The sequence below is a fragment of the Acetobacter sp. DsW_059 genome (assembly GCF_002153695.1).
GTDB lineage: Bacteria > Pseudomonadota > Alphaproteobacteria > Acetobacterales > Acetobacteraceae > Acetobacter > Acetobacter thailandicus.
Genome location: NZ_JOPI01000030.1, coordinates 1 through 18201 on the forward strand (window position 1 = coordinate 1; position 18201 = coordinate 18201).

The window sequence follows — 18201 nt, forward strand, 5'->3', positions numbered from 1 at the left end:
ATGTCCGCAATCCATATCGCTGCAAGCTTCATCTTCTATCTCAAAGAATGAGTCCTGAGCCTAGGTATAGGTTTTTAACAAAATTTTTGCTGTGATATACATATAAGTTTAGGCACCATATTTATATTATACTGAATATAATGAAAAAAAGTTTCCACTCGATAAAAGGTAATATAATTAAACATTATAATAATTCAGATATTTTACGATGGTTTTCAGCAATTATAATTTCAGCAATTATTTTTTTAATCACATTAATACCATTACATGATGCATTTGGCGTTCTTTATGTCATAGTCATTATAATTTTATCGCATAAATGCAATATATTTACATTAAGGATTATTGCAACATTATGTATATTTTTAGAGTTTTGTGGTTTCTTTATCGTTCACAATGAAACTTTATTTAATAATAATTATTCAAGATTAATACTTGGCATTATATCGATAATTACAGTAACGACAATTACAGAAAACAATAAAAAAGCAAGAGAATCTCTTGATAAACAATCCAGAATGTTAGCTCATGCCGATCGTATTAAAGCTATCGGTCAAATAGGAATCACCATAGCACATGAAGTTAACCAGCCTCTGTCTGCAATTTCAACCTTTGCTCAATCAGGAATATCCTGGATAAATCGACCGTCTCCCGACATAAAAGAACTATTATATTGCTTAAAAAAAATTGATTCCAATACACAGCGTGCTGCAAAAATTATTAAAAATATCCGTGAGTTAACACGAGAAAATTATATTTTACGAGAAGAACATATTAATTTAAAAAACATTATAAACGATTCCATTTTTATTATTGAACCTTATTACTCATTAAGTAATATTGAAATTATAAAACATTATAATTCAAAAAATGTTTTTATTAATGGGAATAAAATTGAAATTCAGCAGCTTATAATAAATATATTATTAAACTCCATTGAATCCATAAAAAAATCACAGGATAATTCAGGTTTAATACATATTATATTAAAAAATTCACCTGAAAAAATAAATAATATTGAAATAAAAATACAGGATAATGGTAATGGATTCAAAAACTCTGATATACAATCATGCTTTGAACCATTTTATACAACTAAAAATACGGGTATGGGTATAGGGCTTTCAATTTGCCAGACAATTGCCGAAGCTCATAACGGGACTATAAAAGCTGAAAATCTCTCTCCTTCAGGAGCAGAAATTACCATTTCTTTTCCTGCTGCACAGAACATATCAAGTTAATAACGATGGAATATTCTCCACATATTATTATTGTAGATGATGATGAAGAGATCAGAGATTCATTAGATAGTTTTTTTCGTTCTAAAAATTTTATAGTTCATTTATTTTCTGATCCGGAAGAATTTTTATTATTTAAAATACCAGATGAACCAGTATGCTTGCTTCTTGATATCAAATTAGGAAAGAAAAATGGCTTAGACTTGCAGGACACAATAAATGAGGCTGATCTGCATATCCCTGTCATCATTATGAGTGGTCACGGAACCATACCTTTATCAGTAAGAGGGATAAAAGCCGGGGCCATTGATTTTTTTACAAAGCCTTTTTCACATAATACATTACTTAAATCGGTACATGAGGCTCTTGATTTATGGAAGTCTCAGAATAAAAATATTGAATTACAAAAACGAATAAAAAATAAATATTCATCACTCTCAGAAAGAGAAAAGGAAGTGATGATTTTAGCAACTTCGGGGCTTATGAATAAACAAATTGCTGATCGTCTTAACCTGAGCCTCATATCTATAAAAACACATCGTGCACATGCAATGAAAAAAATGGGAGCACGATCTTTTGCTGATTTAGTTCATTATGCTGAGATTCTTGAAATAAGAGACCCTTTAATAAAGCGTTATAATAGTTAATCGAGAAATCATTTTCTCCCACACTCTGCAGAGCTATGATGCTTACAGGAAATATCACTAATATAAAAACCAGAAAACTAGTGATGCGGATTATACCTGCTGTCACGTCGATCTGTTTCTCATAATCCTTCACCAGCCTGCGCCAGCGGATCATTCAGCCGAAGGTGCGTTCAACATCCCATCGGTGCGGCAGAACCTCACCTCCTTCTGCTGTATCTGAGCGTCTGATCTTTTTCATCCTGACGGGCCGATAAAACTCATTAAGCCGAAGTCAATTCCAAAACAGAGCATCCCACCAGATATTATGCAGGTGAATAATAAACTAATTTAGCAACTGAAATATAGTAACCATAAAGTCTATATTGATAAAGTTCCATATCCATCTCGGATATTATCATACGAAGCGCTCAATAATAAAACAGAATTTTCTTATTGTTCCGACATTTTTTATAAAAATCTATGTTTTAAGGCTAGCTATGGTCGCTCTTATGTTGCAGAGTGACGTAAAATAGAAGAAACTGTAAAAAATAATTTCGATATATACATGAGATAGCTATAAAATTATGAAAACGCTTTTAGCCTTTCTTTTTTTCATCACAGCACATGTTTTAAGCACAGATATTTCTCCGGCTGTGGCCGAGCAGAATACGCCATTAGAAGAAACCAGGCATAACCCGGATAATATTGTCCATTTTATACTCAGAAATACAGACTTTAAAGAACCAGACCGCCAGATGGCTATCCCGGCTGCGTTGTTTATGGATGGCATAATGCCGCAAGAAGGCGGTGTGGATAGCGGTATCCTTCTCGAAGTGCACTGGCCTGACTTCTCTGGTCATGTTGCTGACCTGGCAAAAAATGCAGTTAGAATTCTGGTTACAACTAAGAAGCCTACTTTTAGCGAAGAACAAGTTATGAAAAATATGCTTCAATTAATAGTTATGTCAGATGATCAAGATCTTTCAGATGTTTTTACCTCAAACATTCCTGTTAAGCTGGTACCACCTCAACCTATCCCAGGGCAGGTCATACCTTCAGATATTATGCAGCTAGCTAACCAATTAAACTCATCTATGGCAAATAATCACACACAAATTTACATTGACAAAGCACCATATCCATCTCGGATAATATCATGCGAAGCTCTTAATAATAAAACAGAATTTTCGTCTTGTTCCGATACATTTTATTATAAAAATCTAACTTTTAAAGTAAGCTATGATCGTCCTTATGTTGCAGAATGGAAAAAAATAGAAGAAACTGTAAAAAATAATTTCGATATATATATGAGATAAAAATGAGCACACAAAAAGAAAAAATTTTTAATTTTCTGGAAACATATCACAACTGCAAAAACAGAAACGAATATTACCGATGCCTGCTCAAAGCGGGTGACCCTTATGGCAAACTTGCCCTTGGTGTTGTTGAGCAGTCTCTTTTTTCAGGCCGTGTAGCCCGTCGCTTTGCCGAATGCATCGCCCGGCAAACAGGGGTCATTATTAATGACAAATTATGGTTGAAAATAAGCGAAGAGCTTATGGCGGCTGACTGGAAAGCACGAAAATTATTATACGCTCAAAAACAAGACTTACGTTTCCTTGACTGGATTACCATCAGAGATTACCACGCTCAGGTCTTTAGAAATAACAGAATTCCGGCTAAAGCCTGGACAGCCTATATCCCGCTCAATCTGGTTGGTAATGCTCAGGCTCCATTGCTCTGGCGAGCCATGCTTGAGAAAGATATTATCTCATCCAGCCTCAGAACGGTTATGGACGTTCTGACACCACTGAGCCAGAAAGCCGGTGTAACGCAGCAAACGATTCCTTTGCTTTTATTATATCCTGCTCTGACCACACAATGGGTTATCTATAACTGGAACAACTCAGATATAGAGCGGTGCAGGCAAGCACTTGATGCTATGGCCTGCCAGAAAAATCTTTCAGACCGGGAGCAGGATGCCATGCTCTGGCTCGATGCGATCCTGACCAGTGCAGGTCCAATAGCTACGTTCGATACCGTTATCACAACAGCAAATACAAACTGGCGCGGGCTGCAAAACACACTACGACACCGCCTGCTTGCACAATAAACCAGCCTGAAATAACCAGGGACCTGCTGACAATCCAGGCAAAATCTTTATAACTCCGGTCATACCTCTTATATCATCCTTTTTATGACCGGAGATTATCTGTCATGCGGCTGCTGAAGCCCCTCGTTTTTTCCTTTACTCTTCTGGCCTGCTCAGGCCTGTCAGCACATGCCGCGCCCTCTTCAGATGCGACTGTGCGCTATCCGGCTATTTCTGACCAGCCGGTTGCGACAGCTGTTGAAGTCCCTGGTGGTTCAAGCCTTGTATATCTGAGCAGCACCGGCGCACCGGTACAGGATAAAACCGCCCCGCCCCGCAGCATCGCTGCCTATGGTGACACACAAACTCAGACAACCGGTGCAATAAAACAGCTTGAAGCTATGCTGCAGAAACTGCACCTGTCTCTTGGCGATGTTGTACGCCTGCAGATTTATGTTGTTGCCAGCCCGACCACTCAGCAGCACGATTTTGACAGTGTTATGACTGCCTACTCACAATTTTTTGGCACAGCAAAGCAGCCCAATCTACCTGTACAGTCAATTCTTGGCGTGCAGCAGCTGGCAAACCCTGGTCAGCTGGTCGAAATTGAAGCGACTGCCGTACGCCCGACACCTAAAAGCACAGCTGTAAAAACACATTAATTTTTCAGCCTGAAGCATACCCGGAACCAGCATGCAAACAGCTTACTGGTCTCCGGGGTCCGGGTCATAAAAAAACTCTTCAGGGCTTTCAGGTATTGGTTTTCTTATAAGATAAAACCCAAAGAACACCAGAAAAGCCCCTGTAAGCACAGGCAGCCAGCGTAGTGCTGTCACCAGAGTAGAGTCATAGGCTGAACCATGGATCACCAGTAACCAGCCGCTGACACATAAAATCGTAAAACCGCCTACAAGGCAGGCGGCTATCCAGTACAGGCGAATGGTGTACTCTCTCATACGAACCCATCCTTCAGTATTATTGACTGAAGGCCCTTGCTAATATGTTCTGATTATCAACAGAAACAGGAAGTGATGAGTTCGTCAATGCCACACCCTTCCAGCCTGCGCCAAGTGCAGTGTACAGGTTAACGGCATCACGCAGGCGCTCAAGTTTAGCAAGTGCCTCCATGTTCTGCGCCTTAAGGGTGGTCCGCTCTGTAGTCAGTACCTCAAGAAAACCAACAAGCCCGGCACCATAAAGTTTACGTGCCCGCTCACTGGCAAGGGAGCTGTCTTCAGCAGCTTTATGCAGCTGCTCAGCATATTCAATATCATCATGCCAGGCAGCCATCGCATCCTCAACCTCTTTAAAAGCATTGAGCACTGACTGGCGATAAGTCAGTCGGGCGGCCTCTGCATTAGCCTGAGCCGCTCTGACCTCGGCCGTCAGTTTACCACCGTGCATAAGCGGCATACTGGCCATAAGCAGAAAGCTCCAGCTCATGCTATTCACCTGAAACAGCTGATACATTGCTGATGCATTAGGGTTAAATGTCAGTGGTATGACAAAATGCGGGTAAAGACTGGCCACGGCAACACCGATCTGGGCTGTCGCAACAGCATATTTCCGCTCAGCCATACGAATATCAGGACGATTAGCCATAACAATGGAAGGCATCGTTGCGGGAAACGCAGGAACAACCGGCAGCGCACGGGGCACTTTCAGCTGGTCCTCAAGCTCACCGGGCATTTTACCCAAAAGCACAGCAATCGCATGCGTTACCTGCGAGACACGGGTTTTCAGCGGTTCACGTGCGGCTATCTGCGCATCAAGCTCAGCCTGTGCCTGTGCTGTCTGCAGCGTATTACCGACACCTTCGAGATAGAGCTTCTCGGCAAGTGACAATGCATCCTGGGCGACACGAATATTTTTGGTCGCAATTCCTATCTGCAGCTGAGTAACACGCAGCAGCATATAGTCTGAGGCCAGCTCTGACAGCAATGCCATAAGCAGGGCACGGCGCCCTTCGATTGTGGCCTCAACCTCACGTTCATGGGCCTCAACATCCCGACGAATACGACCAAAAACATCAAGCTCCCACGAGGCTGATGCGCCGTAGGTCATGATAGACGCACCCGGACGGTTAGACGGGTTGCCCGGACGAATTGGCCAGTTATCAATGTTGATAGAATACCGCACATCACCTGCACCCATATTCGCATCAACCTGTGGGTACCATTGTGAGGCTGAGCGGTCACGCACTGCGCGCTCTGCCATAATGTGCGTTCCCGCAATCTGCAGATCGTAGTTACCGGCTATAGCCTGCTTTACAAGATCCGTCAGAACGGGGTCGTTAAACAACGACCACCACTCTGTCATCTCTTTATTCGTGCGCTCTATCTCAGCCGGGGTCGCCGGGTGCTCCTCCGCCACCTCTTTAAAAGCGGCGGGCACTTTCATACCATCACGCTGGTAGTTTGGCCCGACAGTGCATGCTGAAAACAGCAGGGTCGTGGCCATCAGCACACAGGAGAAACTACGCATCTTCATCGCCCTGTTTCCCGCTGTGCTCAGAGGTGGTCCTGCAACCAGGTGGTCAGCCTGCCGCGTGGCCCCCTGGGTTCAGGCCCGACACTGACTGTTGCCGTCATACCCGCAGCCAGCATCACGCTGTCAGGAACATGATCAATATGAATACGCACAGGAATACGCTGTGCCAGACGCACCCAGGTGAATATCGGGTTAACATCCTGCAGGCCCAGCTTATCAGCCACACCATTTGTATCGTTAATACCACGGGCGATACTGACAACATGCCCCTGCAGAATAGGTTTATAACCCATCAGCTTAACGCGGGCCTGGTCACCAACATGAACGCCCCACATCTTTGTTTCTTCAAAATAGCCATAAACCCAGTAAGAATCCGCATCAATAACGGCCATACGAGGCTGACCGGCTGCCACGTAATCACCCACACGCAGGTTAAGGTTGGTTACATAACCATTAACCGGAGAGTAAATCACAGAGCGCTGCAAATTCAGCCGGGCAAGGTCGAGGGCAGCACGGGCCGCATCAACTGCCGCAATCTGTGTCGCAACGTTAGAGTTAAAAACTTCCTGCTCTTCCTGCGAAACAATGCCACCCAGGCCCATACGCCGGCGCGCATCATTACGTTTCAGCTTTAAGTCTTCAAGGGCGCCATCAAGTCTGGCCTGCGCCTCACGGATAGCAAGACGAAACCGCACCGGATCAAGCACGATCAGCGGGTCACCCTTATGCACGAACTGGTTATCAACCACCGGCACCTGCACAACCGTGCCGGGAATCTCAGGGGCGATATCAACAACATAGACCCGCACCCGTCCATCTCGCGTCCAGGGCGCAATCATGTAAACTTTCCAGAGTGTTACACCAAGCACGATGGCCATTGCGAGAACAGCCAGGGTCAGGATAACGCGAATCAACGTGCGCAAAAGTGGCATTGCAGGAGCTCAGCACCCTAAAAAAGAGGTCAGACGTAAAGAACCAGTAAACACAGAATACAAACGTAAAGAGAGACTTCGAATAAAGCGACATGCCAGAACCAGTTCTGAAGGCCGGTCCACCACAGGGCAGAACGCACAACCATCGTCAGTGGCAGGGCAGCAAGCGCATAAACAGCCAGCGGCGCTATAAAAACACCAAATAAATTAAATTCTGTCAGCATGCCCCATCTGCCTCACTCATGACACACATCGTCCGCAGCATCGCCTCTGCGGCAGCCCTGACATCCACATGCATGACCTGCCTGAAACAGGGAAAAGCCGTCAGGAAAGAGTAAACTTTTATCAGAAGGAATCTCATATGCCCGTCAGCACCTTTTTCCACCAGTATAAATTCTATACCGGCAAGAAAAACAAGTAAGCCTTACACTGTACTGACAAGCAAAAGAAAATTGCACGCTAAAAGCCCTCCCCTGACAAATGAAGGCACACTGATGCATGCACTGTCAGGTAACCGGACTATAAATTTCAGAAAAAAAGCAGCACCGCCATTGCAAAATTAGCATAGAACCTATGGGCAAAGACGATGCTGCGGAAATAAAGATAAATTAAGTGCTATTTACGCCTTACGACGTCCCACACTTTGCGTGTGCCATGACGGCCCAGTGAGCCTGCAACTGTTGCAGCCACGGCTGCCATCGTCGCAGAATCGCGCATTTGTGTTACTGCCCGGTTACGCGCAATGCGCGCATTAACCTCAGCCGTTGTCAGGTAAGAGCGCCGGCCAAGTAACAGGAAGAACAGAGCGACAAGCAAATCGCACCCGAAAACAGCTCCGGCCGATGCGAACGGCCCCCAGTGAAACACACAAAGAAAAAACGCCCACAGGAGCCCATGCCCTGAAATGAGGGCAAAAAAACCAAACAATGCTGCAAGCACGAGAAAGGCAGCCTGACGGCCAAGACGAATGGCCATATGCTGCATAAGATCAGCCTGAGCCTGCAGAGCTGATCTGCCAAATTCAAAAATACGCATGGACCCCAACACTATCCTTCGTTCAGATCACGATAGTCCCTTAGCGCGACAGTCGCCCGAGAATAAAGCCCACAACGCCTGAGATGGCAATTGTCAGCAAAGGCGAACGTCCGCGCGCCGGCACAGAAAAATCGGTCTGGACATGATTGGCTACTTCAGAGGCCTTGGCAACCGCCTGATCTTTCAAAACTTCCGCTTTCACACCTGCATTGCTCAGCGCAGGGATAAGGTGGTGACTGACAAGACGCTCAAGATGCAAACGCACAGCGTCAAATTCATCACGGGCTGAATCTGCAGCATTCTCAGCATTTTCCTGAACCGCAGCTTTTACTTCTTTAATTTTTTCAGCAGACATTTCACTTAATCCCGTTCTGTTTTTATAAGACGACGACACCCTCTCTTTGAAACATACCAACCAGGATACCGTCTCATGCGCAACACGCATGGTGCTTTCTCGATAGCACTCTCAGGCTTCCAAACTCAACACAAAGCAGCGAGTCTGACGCTGAGCGTGCCGCAGGGTACATGCATGGCGCTTTTGGGCATCGGCCAGGAAACCAGCTATTTCGACACGTTAACACAAACGCTTGCAGGGCATATTCCTTCACTGGGGGGCACACTGACTGTCAGCGCTGAGGACGTAACACAGGCGCCCCCGGGCAAGCGGCGCCTTGGCACACTCAGCCACAATACTCCCCTGTTCCCTCACCTGAAAGTGAGGGAAAACATAGCCCTTCCCCTTAAGGCCGACCTCTCTCTCAGCCCGTCAGAAATACAGCACCGGACAACGCAGGCAATCGCCTTGCTTGGCCTCGACGCGGTGCAGGATCAGTCGCCCTCAGCTCTGATGGCTGAGCTGACTTTCAGGGTCTGCCTCGCACGGCTGCTCGTTCTGAACCCCGGGGCCATTGTGCTTAACAACCCTTTTATGCACATGGATCAGGCCACAGCTATGCGGCTGCTCAGCCTCCTTGAAAAACTTCAGCGTGCCATCGGGCTGAGTATTCTGCTATTGACGCAAAGCCGTACTGAAGCCGTTATGGCAGCTGATACTATTGGAATCATTAAAGATGGCACCTTGCTACAGACCGGCACGGCTGAAACATTGCTGTCGCGCCCGGCGCATGAGAACGTCCTCACAGCACTGGGCGACGCCAATACACTCACAGGGAAAGTGCTGAGCATTGAAGATGATTATGCGATACTGCGCCTGCCATCGGGAGAAACCGTTGAAGCCATGAGCGCACCTGACCTTGCCGCAGATGACCTGGCAACCATCTGCATTCTGCCAGAACGACTATCGGTTATATTTCCGCGTACAGCCGGTGCCCCGGCCGAGGAGCCTGACCTGCTGGTCAGCACCCTGGTGTCGGCACGCCACACAGGCAACGCTATTCATATGCGCTTTCGCCTTCGTGACGGAACAGAAATAACAGTCTGCCGCCCTCCGGTGCATCAGCCGCGGGAGCTACAGGCTGGCCGCGAGGCCTTTCTCGCATGGCAAACTTCCTCTGCCACTGCCTTCCCGATGGACCAGAGGCCTCTCAGCAGCTAAACTACCACCTTCAGGCTACAACCCTTTTTATATCAGGTCACCTTTCTTTTGCCTTGCCCCCCCCTTCATTTCTGCCTTCGCACAGCTATGGCACTCTGCCAGAATGGCACCGCCCTGCTGGCATTACCCCGCAGAAGCGCAATCTTTCTGACAGCCTGGGCTATGCTGCCCGGCACAACAGATGCTCAGGCCCGCACTGCACCAGCTCATACGCAGACTCGCAAAGTGACCAGGCCTGTTCTGCGCGTTCTGACCTTTGACGGCGCCATCAAAGCAGCTCAGGAAAAAGCTCTTTTTGAGCCTTATGCAAAAAAAGAAAACCTGAATATTGTGGCATCAGCATGGAATGGCAGCCTTGAGGAACTGGCAGGACAGGAAAACAAAACACCTGATCGCTGGTCGGCTGTGATGATGGAAACCAGCTCACTGCGCCTCGGCTGTTCTCTTAACCTTCTGGTGCGTGACCCGGCTGATAACTCGAGCAACAGCTGTGGCGAACCCATAACCAGCATTGATTTTGCTATGGCGTGGGAGATGTCTTATTTTGACTCTGCGCCTGACTGGACTGATTTCTGGGATGTTGCCCGTCACCCCGGGCAACGCAGCCTGCGCCGCGACCCGCGCACAACGCTTGAGATCGCGCTGCTGGCCGATGGCGTGCCCCCAGGCGGGCTCTATGCTGTTCTGAGCAGCCGCGCAGGGCTGGAGCGTGCTTTTCGCAAGCTCGACCAGATCCGCCCTTATATCGTCTGGTGGAACACCCCGGCCGAAGCAACAGATATTATGAAAACCAATGGCGCTCTGATGGGCATCGTCCCGGTGGCAAGCATGCTCAGCCTGCCGCAGCAGGAACGTCAGCATTTTGGTATTTTCTGGCCTCAGCGCCTGTCTGTCACCTATGCCTGGGGCATACCGGCTACGCTTAAATCTGACACCACGGCACTCAACCTTGTTTCCTGGCTGGAACTTCCTGAGCAGCAAAGTGCATTTACCGCTGCATGGACAGCCGATGCCGGCTCGCTCCCCGATTTACACACGCCAGCGCCGGTGCATGTCAATGACACCTTCTGGACGGAGCATCTGGCGGACATCAGCATACGCTTTGAGCGCTGGGTAAACGGACAGAAACTCTGGGATAACTAAGATAAAATGCCAGCTTCTCTGTTTTTACTGATACACGGGCTCAGCACGGCTCTGACCGGCATGGTGCTGGCAACAGCGGTGGTTTATCTGGCGCTGATCACCGAGCAGGGGCAAAAACTCTTCATTCTGCTGCTTCTGGTCGTGGTCCCCTCGACACTGGCCTCTCTTCTGCTGCCTTTTGCCCTGCCTTATTTACACATCAGGCTACTGGCTCTGTCTGCGCTACAGGGTATCCTGACGGGGCCTCTTATCTGCCTGGCGCCTCTTTTGCGCCTGAAAAGCGTACCCTCTTCATGGCACACAACCGCACAGGAACTGGGATTAACTAAATCCGGGCGGCTCAGACTTCTGTGGCTGCCCCTGCTCAGCCCGCCTTTACTGCTAAGCCTTATTACAGCAACATTGCTTGGTTTTCTTGGTGCAATGGCTCTTTTAAAAATATCTTCATCATGAAACATCTATTTCTGCAGATACTCTGACATGACTGATTCTCCTCCCCCTTTCTGGGAAAGCAAAACCCTGGCAGAGATGAACTCTGATGAATGGGAATCTCTTTGTGATGGCTGCGGGCGATGCTGCCTGCATAAATTACGTGACGAAGAGACAAATAGTGTATATTATACGTCAGTTGCCTGCCGTCTTCTTGATGTAAAAACCTGTGCCTGCACAGATTATACTAAGAGACACCGCAAGGTACCAGACTGCATCACTCTGACACCAGAGATGATACCTACCCTCGACTGGTTACCTCCTGACTGCGCTTACCGCCGTCTCTCTGAGGGCAGATCTCTGCCCGAGTGGCACCCGTTGCGCAGTGGTAACCGGGATACCGTTATAGAATCTGGTGCGTCTGCTGCCGGGCGCTGCATCAGTGAACGTCGTGCCCGTGATCTTGAAGACTATCTGGTTGAATGGCCATCACAACCAGTAAAAATGCCGCCTGTACTTATTCGACGCCTGAGGTCCTGTTAACTATTATATACCTCTATTATTTATGGTAAGATAATATATAGATTAGATAAAAATAAATCATAAAGAAAGAATATAAAGCTGTGCTGCACACTGATGACAATACTGTTGTTTTCGATCAGACAGAGGTGCCTGTAATATGGCGCAGCTCACAACGCACACGGCGTCTTTCAGCCCGTATCGACCCAAGGCAGCGTGCTCTGCTTGTCACTCACCCCCCCTCTTACCCCAGAACAAAAGCTCTTTTATTTCTTAAACAACAAAAAGACTGGATACTTGAGCACTTTGAAAAACTAAGTTATTTTCCGGGCTTATTAACACCAGGGCAGGTTATTACCTTATGTGATATGCCCTATACTATCATTCACGACCCTGAGGCACAGGGGGGGGCATGGCTTACTGACACCACTCTGGTTGTTACCGGTCAGCCTGAATTTACTGGCAGACGTATTACTGATTTTCTTAAAAATTATGCCCGCAGAGCTCTGACTCTCGAGCTTCAGGCGCTCAGCCACAGCCAGAACATGCAGCCCAGTCGCCTGGATATTCGCGATACAAAAAGCCGCTGGGGAAGCTGTAACAGCCAGGGACGTATCATGCTCTCATGGCGCCTGGTACTGGCCCCTGCCATAGTACGCCATTATCTGATGGCCCATGAGCTTTCACACCTGAAACACATGAATCACAGCTCTGCATTCTGGCACCTGACGGACACACTAACCCCCCACAGGAAAGAGGCTGAAGCCTGGCTAAAGCACTATGGTGCAGCTCTGATGGCTGCAGGGTAATTTTTCTCTTGCTGTGCGGGCCAAACGTGCTAAAACCCTGACCACAGATTAATGCTACCTCTTAAGAGCGGTTAATGATTCGCTCTTAACTCTATGTGTGAGCTTGGCGGAATGGTAGACGCAGGAGACTTAAAATCTCCAGTCCGTAAGGGCGTGCGGGTTCAAGTCCCGCAGTTCGCACCACAGAGACCTGAAACAGCACGATTTTTCGGCTGAATGAGGGGCAAAGGCTGTCTTTGCTCCATCGTCCTTCCCCACTGAGGGAAGTTTCTATGCTCCGTATCCGAGGCACCACCTACCACTTTCGCCGTATCGTGCCCCCTGCCCTGCGAACAGCCTTAAACCGGCGCGAAATCTGGGTTTCTCTGAAAACTGGTTATCAAAACGAAGCCCGCAAACGCGCTTCTCTCCTTCATGCCAGAACCACAGAACTGTTCATGCAGGCCTATTCTGCGCTGGCTGAACCAGACGCTTTAAACAGGCTTGAGGGACTGCGGGTTGCACTGCGGGATTTGCAGAGCGTCAGCCAGTTTTTTTCTGTGCCGGAAACAGGGTCTGTGCCAGTGCCAGCACCGATGCCCAAACCTCAGCAGCAGAGCAAACAAACGCTGGCACCCAAAGCTGCTCCCCTGATGCTCTCCAGTGCGCTGAAACGCTTTGTGCTGGATAATCCCCATGCCAGTGCCGACACGAAAAAAGCGACCCAGCGGGCCACAGACCTGTTCCTGCAAGCGTTTGGCGATGCTCCCGTGTCCATCATAGGGGGCGAGAAGGCCGGAGCATTCCGTGACCTGCTATTTTCCCTTCCCGCATCGCTGGGCAAACGCAAAAGCAGTCTTACCCTTGAGGAAGAGGCTCAGAGAGCCAGAGAGAAAGGTTTACAGACCCTGAGCGGGAAAAGTGTTAAAAACCATATGATGAGGCTCTCAGCCCTGTGGAACCAGCTCCTCCAGCGCGAACTGGTCACGCGCAACCCATGGACTGGCTGGAATTTTGAGAATGGGCACAAGACCGTCAGGAGAAGCTGGACGACAAAGGAGCTGGCTTTTCTGGCTTCTGCGCCATGGCACAGCACGTCCGTGCCAGAAAAGACCTTTCGGCTGGTCACATTGGTTGCTGCCTACTCTGGCATGAGACTGGGTGAAATCTGTACCCTGCGCAAAGAAGACCTGCAAATCATCGATGGCATCCCCTGCTTTATGGTCAGACCACATTCTGAAACCGGCTGGGCACCAAAAACAGACGCCAGCACTCGCGTGGTGCCGGTCCATTCAAAACTCCTTGAAGCAGGTCTTCTGGTGTTGAAAGAGACAACTGACCGCCTCTATCTCATTCCCGGCCTGGAAACCTCAAAACAGGGTGTCAGAGGCGCAGCCCTTGGCAGGGCTTTTTCATCGCTCAAGACCCGTATCGGTCTGCCAGCGGAAATCACATTTCACTCGTTCCGGCATACCGTTTCCACACAACTTCGAAACGCCGATGCCAATATCCGGGAGGTCTGGATTGACCGTCTTCTGGGTCATGAAGCAACCCACAAAAGTCAGGGCACTATGACCTATCTGACCAGTATCTCAACAGCCAATCTGCAACAAACTATTGAGGCCATAAGCTACCCGGAAACAGCCTTCAAAAAGATACGATTTTAAAGGGAGCCAGCAGTGTCGAATGGCTACCCATTCGACATCTGGCAAGGGGGAGGTTCCTCCCCCGTTGACCCCCACAAGCACAAAAAACACGGTTTCATTTAATGGCCGCTTACGCCCTTGTACAGGACGTATTGACCTTTAAATAGCTTACCGCATAGCAGACATGAGTTGTTCAATCCATCACGAGCGTAATTAAGCAGCAACTTCTGGTGGCTAAGCATAGCATCACTGCCGCATTCATGCGGATGGCGCAGTGATGGTTCTCCCCAACCAACAATAGAGTAATCATTTAATTGGAAAGAATATCAAAATTACTTGCCTTCAAACAGCATTAAATGGAGTAGATTCTGCACAGTAAATTATTTCAATGAGTTCTTTTATAAATAGCACTCAAAATGAGGTTTCAGAATCTTCTTACTCAGATAATTCGTTGAGAATGCGTGAGTAAGTATAGCCGTCTTTGCCTTCATACGCGCATTCATCCAGAAATGCATCCATAGCATCTTCAGAGGAAATAGACCGCGCGACTCGGTTGTGTTCTGCATCCTTTACAGCAAGAAGCATTTCATATCCTTGTTTGAGTTCAATCAAGGATTTATCTTTAGCCAAAGCTTCCGGAGTTTTATTTAAATGGTAGCTGTAGGATAAGTTGCTTCTGCCCTTGAAAACATGATCCAAAATGATGGTAGGACCTCGCCTATCTTTCGTAACTTGAGGGCGCTCAGCCATAAGGTCGATTTTTTTTCCACGTACTTCGAGCCAAGCGTGTGAGATGAAAATATCATCACCGTCATTAATCCAACCAAGTACGACCTTGGAAGCAATGCCATATTCTTTTGCTAGGATTCTGTTGAGAAGAATCGATGTTCTGTAACAGGCTCCATGCAATCCTTTTGGTTTGATAAACTTATTTACCAAATCTTGGGTAACAGCATATACCACCTTTTCTTCTTCCGTCAGGGACGATAAAAAACTATTTATATTCTTTCTATTTCGATTTGATTCGCCCATACCCACTCTCCTCTACCAGATACCACTAAATACTTTATTTTCTCTATTTATTATAATTCGTGTCAAAAGTTTTGTAATGACCTCCTACTAATATCGGTTTGATCAGAAAATTCCCAGCATAGTATTTCCGAGAGAACTATTTTATTTTTTTATTTGCCTATTAACCTCAAAGAAAACATAAGGCACGTCTCCGTCAATTAAAATAAAAATCGTATTTGTAATCCATCTATATAAATCATATCAATTCGACTATAGGAAAATTATACAATATAGACGAAAAAATATTCTCATACATATTGACAATAGCTTTATTGAGTTATTTTCTGAATTTTTTAATAAGGAAAATTCAATTGTTACAATCAAAAATAATCAAAGATCCACTTTATGGATTTGTGGAGTTTTCTGGCCATAAGGAAATTGGGCTAAAGGCGCTGTTGGATAGCTCATATTTACAAAGGTTACGCAGAGTCCACCAACTTGGTTTTTCCGACTTTGTATTTCCCTCGGCAACGCACTCTCGCTTCTCCCATTCTATCGGGGTATATCACATTGCGAAGCGTATGCTCTCTCTTGTAGAGCCGGATAAAGTTAAAGGCGATTGGACTAAAGAAGGCCAAGCATGTTTAGCTGCCGCGCTATTACATGATGTTGGGCATGGCATGTTTAGTCATGCGTTTGAAAAAGCGATGACTTTATTTTTTGATAGAAATCCAGAGTTAGAAAAAACAAAACAAAAATTGAAACAGGCTGTCAACCATGAAGAAGTAAGTAAAAATATAATAAACAGTGAAGAAATATCAGAAATACTTTTTAAATCATCCGGAAACGATTCGGGATTCGTAAAAAAGGTTACTGATTTTATAGCAAAAAAAGATGAAAGCTGCATATATACATCTATAGTATCAAGTCAACTTGATGCTGATAGGCTGGATTACGCAAAACGCGACCCATATTTTGCAGGACTTTCATTTGGTGGAGTTGATTTAGATTGGATAATAAGAAATTTTAATGTCGAGAAAAATAAAGAATCTCGTTTTTTTTGCATGAATAGCAAAGCATATGTTTCTCTAGAGCAATTTACAGTAAATCTTTTCCAATTATATCCAACTATATATCTTCACAAAAAAACTAGAGGCATGGAATACTTATTTTCTGTGCTAATGTCTAAGGTAATGGAGCTAATATATCAGGGGAGTGCCGAAAAATGTGGAATAAGCAAAAAGCACCCTCTTGTTAAATTCTTTGATAATCCTGAAAACCTAAAAATTGGTTCCCAATTGGATGACGCATTGTTTTGGGGAAGTCTACATTCATTTGCCGATAGCGACGAAAGAGATATTTCGCGCATAGCCCGTGCAATGTTGCGGCGTAAAATTCCTCCTCATATTGACGTTTGGAAAATGACGGAAAATATTGCAAGTGCAGATCAAAGATTTGAAAAGTTAACAGCAAATCAACGGACGAGTGCCGTAAACGCTATATGCAAAAACGTTTGTGAGGATATCAAGAAAGACAAAGATGTTTGGCAGGATAGTTTTTATTATGATACGTACGATAGGCCAATATATAAGCCAAAAATGATTATGGGGGGGCATCCTCAGCAAATAAATGTAAAAAACGGAGGGAATATACTTGATATAGCTCAAGTGTCCCCTTTGGTTGCCAGTGCAGCAACTTTTAATATTCACAGAATATACTATGATGAACAGTTATCTGATATATCTAGAATAGAAAAAAAGATATCAGATGATATTCGTCGATCAACTAATCTCATTGAAGAATATGTAAACATCTAACTATAATTTTTCTTATAAAGTATGTATCGGGAGGCATGTCTGCTAAAGGGAAATTCTTCTCTGAAGCAGACCTTCCGCTTGCCCCCCTAGTAGCACCTGCCGGCTTCGAGTAATATGAAGCAATAGGTGGGATACGCCTCATAACTCACGCGAAGCGGCACCTGCCGCTTATGAGAATGTGAACAGGTACAACCAGAATTGCTTGACCAGACTGTTAGGCAACGGCGCGCAGAGCCATGAAAGGTCCTCGCATTGCTTTCGAGACTGAAGGCAACCAAGCATTCCATCTTGGCGACAGAATATATTGATTACGATAGGGTTACTACACTGTAAGTTAGGTTTGGAGAGCGATGTATGATTTGGAAGGACAGGACGATCAAAGCCATAGCCGAGATGATCGCAGTTCACCCCAATCACCCCGCTCCACACTTTGTCTATCGCAGCAGCTCGCGCCTTACCCGCTTCTTCGAAGAAGCGGGTACACTCCGCAAAATCCTTGAGGAGCCTCACACCGATGATCTGACGCCGCCGGATGCATTCTGCCGCGTTATTGCTCTCCTCATGGATCAGGCCGAGGCACAAGACGAGCCAGAGGAGCGACCGGCTGCTCTCAAGGCACTCAACCTGGCGCTTGGACGCGAGGGTTTCGAAGCGTTCTATGCCGAAGACAAACAGTGCTATATCCGCCATGTCGGTACCCAGAGAATTGCTGGCATATCCACCAACCCGCATCACCGTTGCCGGTCACAAGGACAAGTCCAATGAGTTCGGCAAGGACATCTGGATGCGGTACCAGCTACCTACTCAGCATTACATCTAGGCTCAGGACCTATTAATTTATTGAACTGAGCGAGAGATTGTGATTCACAGGCTTACCGAT

At 46.4% G+C, this 18201-nt stretch carries 20 protein-coding genes, 1 tRNA gene and 1 pseudogene; 14 read left to right on the top strand and 8 right to left on the bottom strand.

The genetic code is table 11. From position 1 onward, the window contains the following. Positions 1-140: 140 nt before the first annotated feature. Complete coding sequence (locus tag HK25_RS07300; RefSeq protein WP_086635810.1) at positions 141-1241, top strand: sensor histidine kinase; 1101 nt, start codon at positions 141-143, stop codon at positions 1239-1241. Positions 1242-1246: 5 nt separating this feature from the next. Then, positions 1247-1885 carry a response regulator transcription factor gene (locus HK25_RS07305; RefSeq protein WP_086635811.1) on the top strand — a complete coding sequence of 213 codons (639 nt, stop codon included), beginning with the start codon at positions 1247-1249 and terminating at the stop codon, positions 1883-1885. Between the two features lie 88 nt (positions 1886-1973). Here HK25_RS07305 and HK25_RS13560 read toward each other — a convergent pair. Further along, positions 1974-2114, bottom strand: a pseudogene (locus HK25_RS13560) (transposase); the annotation flags it as partial. A gap of 334 nt (positions 2115-2448) precedes the next feature. On the opposite strand from HK25_RS13560, the gene HK25_RS07310 reads away from it, so the two are divergent. The 3 genes from HK25_RS07310 to HK25_RS07320 all read left to right on the top strand — a co-directional run bounded on the left by HK25_RS07310 (position 2449) and on the right by HK25_RS07320 (position 4618). Then, positions 2449-3180, top strand: a complete 732-nt coding sequence (locus HK25_RS07310; protein WP_086635812.1) for a hypothetical protein — start codon at positions 2449-2451, stop codon at positions 3178-3180. Between the two features lie 2 nt (positions 3181-3182). Further along, entirely contained in the window at positions 3183-3977 is a 795-nt protein-coding gene (locus HK25_RS07315; protein ID WP_086635813.1) for a hypothetical protein, read from the top strand. Positions 3978-4081: 104 nt separating this feature from the next. Then, positions 4082-4618, top strand: coding sequence for a Rid family hydrolase (locus HK25_RS07320; RefSeq protein ID WP_086635814.1), 537 nt, complete (start codon positions 4082-4084; stop codon positions 4616-4618). Positions 4619-4660: 42 nt separating this feature from the next. On the opposite strand, the gene HK25_RS07325 is transcribed toward HK25_RS07320, so the two are convergent. The 6 genes from HK25_RS07325 to HK25_RS07350 form a co-directional block, all read right to left on the bottom strand. Further along, entirely contained in the window at positions 4661-4912 is a 252-nt protein-coding gene (locus HK25_RS07325) for a hypothetical protein (RefSeq protein WP_086635815.1), read from the bottom strand. Positions 4913-4931: 19 nt separating this feature from the next. Continuing rightward, entirely contained in the window at positions 4932-6446 is a 1515-nt protein-coding gene (locus HK25_RS07330; RefSeq protein ID WP_086555407.1) for an efflux transporter outer membrane subunit, read from the bottom strand. 20 nt (positions 6447-6466) lie between these two features. Then, positions 6467-7378, bottom strand: a complete 912-nt coding sequence (locus HK25_RS07335) for an HlyD family secretion protein (RefSeq protein ID WP_086555408.1) — start codon at positions 7376-7378, stop codon at positions 6467-6469. A gap of 29 nt (positions 7379-7407) precedes the next feature. Next, the gene (locus HK25_RS07340) at positions 7408-7602 is read right to left on the bottom strand and encodes a DUF1656 domain-containing protein (RefSeq protein WP_086555409.1); all 195 of its coding nucleotides are present in this window, start codon (positions 7600-7602) and stop codon (positions 7408-7410) included. A gap of 391 nt (positions 7603-7993) precedes the next feature. Then, the gene (locus HK25_RS07345) at positions 7994-8413 is read right to left on the bottom strand and encodes a hypothetical protein (protein ID WP_086555410.1); all 420 of its coding nucleotides are present in this window, start codon (positions 8411-8413) and stop codon (positions 7994-7996) included. Between the two features lie 40 nt (positions 8414-8453). After that, positions 8454-8768, bottom strand: coding sequence for a hypothetical protein (locus HK25_RS07350; RefSeq protein ID WP_086555411.1), 315 nt, complete (start codon positions 8766-8768; stop codon positions 8454-8456). 75 nt (positions 8769-8843) lie between these two features. On the opposite strand from HK25_RS07350, the gene HK25_RS07355 reads away from it, so the two are divergent. The 7 genes from HK25_RS07355 to HK25_RS07385 all read left to right on the top strand — a co-directional run bounded on the left by HK25_RS07355 (position 8844) and on the right by HK25_RS07385 (position 14514). Beyond that, a complete protein-coding gene (locus tag HK25_RS07355; protein WP_086635816.1) occupies positions 8844-9968 on the top strand; it encodes an ABC transporter ATP-binding protein in 1125 nt (374 codons plus the stop codon). Positions 9969-10016: 48 nt separating this feature from the next. Continuing rightward, entirely contained in the window at positions 10017-11111 is a 1095-nt protein-coding gene (locus tag HK25_RS07360) for an extracellular solute-binding protein (protein WP_143216398.1), read from the top strand. Between the two features lie 6 nt (positions 11112-11117). After that, on the top strand, positions 11118-11564 hold the full coding sequence (locus tag HK25_RS07365; RefSeq protein WP_086555413.1) for a hypothetical protein: 447 nt from the start codon (positions 11118-11120) through the stop codon (positions 11562-11564). Between the two features lie 27 nt (positions 11565-11591). Continuing rightward, positions 11592-12083 (top strand): YcgN family cysteine cluster protein, encoded by a 492-nt coding sequence (locus tag HK25_RS07370; RefSeq protein WP_086635817.1) that lies wholly within the window; start codon positions 11592-11594, stop codon positions 12081-12083. Positions 12084-12163: 80 nt separating this feature from the next. After that, positions 12164-12868 carry a M48 family metallopeptidase gene (locus HK25_RS07375; RefSeq protein ID WP_233127740.1) on the top strand — a complete coding sequence of 235 codons (705 nt, stop codon included), beginning with the start codon at positions 12164-12166 and terminating at the stop codon, positions 12866-12868. A 97-nt stretch (positions 12869-12965) separates the two neighbouring features. Beyond that, positions 12966-13051, top strand: a tRNA-Leu gene (locus tag HK25_RS07380). 89 nt (positions 13052-13140) lie between these two features. Continuing rightward, positions 13141-14514, top strand: a complete 1374-nt coding sequence (locus tag HK25_RS07385; protein WP_086635818.1) for a DUF6538 domain-containing protein — start codon at positions 13141-13143, stop codon at positions 14512-14514. Positions 14515-14928: 414 nt separating this feature from the next. On the opposite strand, the gene HK25_RS07390 is transcribed toward HK25_RS07385, so the two are convergent. Further along, on the bottom strand, positions 14929-15525 hold the full coding sequence (locus tag HK25_RS07390) for a hypothetical protein (RefSeq protein ID WP_086635819.1): 597 nt from the start codon (positions 15523-15525) through the stop codon (positions 14929-14931). A 350-nt stretch (positions 15526-15875) separates the two neighbouring features. Here HK25_RS07390 and HK25_RS07395 point away from each other — a divergent pair, with 350 nt between their 5' ends. Together HK25_RS07395 and HK25_RS12800 are read left to right on the top strand one after the other, a co-directional pair. After that, on the top strand, positions 15876-17321 hold the full coding sequence (locus tag HK25_RS07395) for an HD domain-containing protein (RefSeq protein ID WP_198945964.1): 1446 nt from the start codon (positions 15876-15878) through the stop codon (positions 17319-17321). Between the two features lie 354 nt (positions 17322-17675). After that, positions 17676-18086, top strand: coding sequence for a hypothetical protein (locus HK25_RS12800; RefSeq protein ID WP_143295977.1), 411 nt, complete (start codon positions 17676-17678; stop codon positions 18084-18086). Positions 18087-18201 lie beyond the last annotated feature (115 nt).